The organism is Micromonospora globispora (genome assembly GCF_003857015.1).
GTDB classification, from domain to species: domain Bacteria; phylum Actinomycetota; class Actinomycetes; order Mycobacteriales; family Micromonosporaceae; genus Micromonospora; species Micromonospora globispora.
In genome coordinates this window covers 1-1812 of record NZ_QGGF01000675.1, presented here as the reverse complement: position 1 = coordinate 1812, position 1812 = coordinate 1, and the positions used below count along the sequence as shown (strand labels likewise).

The window sequence follows — 1812 nt, the reverse complement described above, 5'->3', positions numbered from 1 at the left end:
GTCGCGGCCGGCGGGCTGCGGCTGCCCGGCGGGGTCCCGAGCCTGCCCGGCACCGGCACGGCGGGCGCGCTGGGCACCACGCCCGGCACCGTCAACCCCATCGACAACCCGCTCCTCGCCCAGATCGACGCCGTCGACGCCCAGGTCGGGCTGCTCGCCGACCAACTGCTCGGCCTGCGCCAGCAGCGCACCGAGGCGCAGGCGCAGCTCACCCTCGCGAAGCGCGACCTCGAAACGGCGCAGGCGGCGCTCGCGCAGGCCCAGGAGGCCGCCAAGGTCGCCGCCGCCGACGCGGTCAAGGCCGCCGCCGCACTCCCGCCCGGCGACTTCGCCGCGGACCTGTACGACCTCGACATGCTGCAGCGGATGACCCGCGGCGACCGGACCGACGGCGGGACCACCGCCGCCGCCGGTGCGGTCGCCCGGGCCACCACCGCCGAGCAGATCGCCCGGCAGGCGTACACCGCCGCCGAGGCCCGGGCCCGCAGCACCGACGCCCAGTACGCCGCGGTCGAGAAGGCGCACCACGAGCAGGAGACCCGACTGCTGACGCTGCGTCGGGACAACGCGGCGAAGCTGCTCGAGGCCGAGCAGCGCGAGGACGCCGCCGAGCAGCAGATCGGCGTCTCGTACGTCACCAGCCAGAACGCCAGCGGGCTGGTCGCCGACCCGAGGGCACTCGCCGCCGTCCGGTACGCCCTGGCCCAGCTCGGGGACCCGTACCTGTGGGCGGCCGAGGGGCCGAACCGGTTCGACTGCTCCGGCCTCATGCTGGCCGCGTACGAGTCGGCCGGCTACCACGGCCTGCCCCGGGTCTCCCGCGACCAGTACTACGCCACCCGCGGCCGGACCGTGAACCCCGACGCCCTGCTCCCGGGTGACCTGCTCTTCTTCGCCTCGGGCAGCAGCTGGACGACGATCCACCACGTCGCGATGTACATCGGCGGCGGCAAGATGGTCGAGGCGCCACGGACCGGCGACGTCGTCAAGATCTCCGTGGTCCGCTGGAGCCGGCTCTACGCCGCCACCCGCGTCATCGGGGCGGTGCCCGGCCCGGCCACCTCGGTCCCCGCGCCGCCGCGGACGAGCGCCCCGGGGCAACCGGGCGCGACTCCGACGCCGTCGAGGACGGCCACGCCGAAGCCGACCCGTACGCCTTCGCCGACGCCGACGACCACGAAGCCGAGCCCGAGCACCAGCCCGTCCACCTCGCCGTCGACGTCGCCGAGCACGTCCCCGTCGCCGACGACGAGCCCGACCACCTCGCCGACGACGGAGCCGTCCACGGCGCCCAGCTCGGTGACGACCACCGAGCCGTCCCCGACGACGACCACCGCCGAGCCGGTGACCAGCACCTCGGTGACCAGCACCTCGGAGACCACCTTGGCGAGCGCGAGCACCAGCGGCTGACCCAACCGTCCACTCCGACTGTGCTGCTGGGCCGGAATGTGGCACGGTGAGATCCAGGCACACTCCCGGCCCGACGCTGCGGTCCGGGTGCGAGCGTGGCGCGGAGGGCGAGCATGGGCGAGCAACAGGTTCCGGCGGAGACGGTCCACCCCGGATCCGTGCCCGGCTCCGCCGACCGGCCGGCCGGTACCGCGCCTGACGGCGGCACCGGCACCGCCGACCCGCATGCCGCTGCACCGGCGTCCACCGGCACCGATCCGGGCGACGAGGGTTCCGGCAACCGGGCAGGGATCGACGCGGCGGTCCCGGCGGTCGCTCGGGCCGACGCCGGGATCGCCCGGGCCCGGGTGAGCGTCGCCAGCGTCGCCGCCCCACCGCCCGGCGACGAGCGGCCGACTGCCC

1 protein-coding gene and 1 pseudogene are annotated in these 1812 nt (G+C 76.0%); both read left to right on the top strand.

Annotated features, from left to right (window positions below; translation table 11 throughout):
• A partial coding sequence (locus tag DKL51_RS31750; RefSeq protein WP_185734990.1) for a C40 family peptidase occupies positions 1-1410 on the top strand: 1410 nt, incomplete at its 5' end.
• 113 nt (positions 1411-1523) lie between these two features.
• Positions 1524-1812 (top strand): annotated as a pseudogene (locus DKL51_RS31745) (hypothetical protein); the annotation flags it as partial.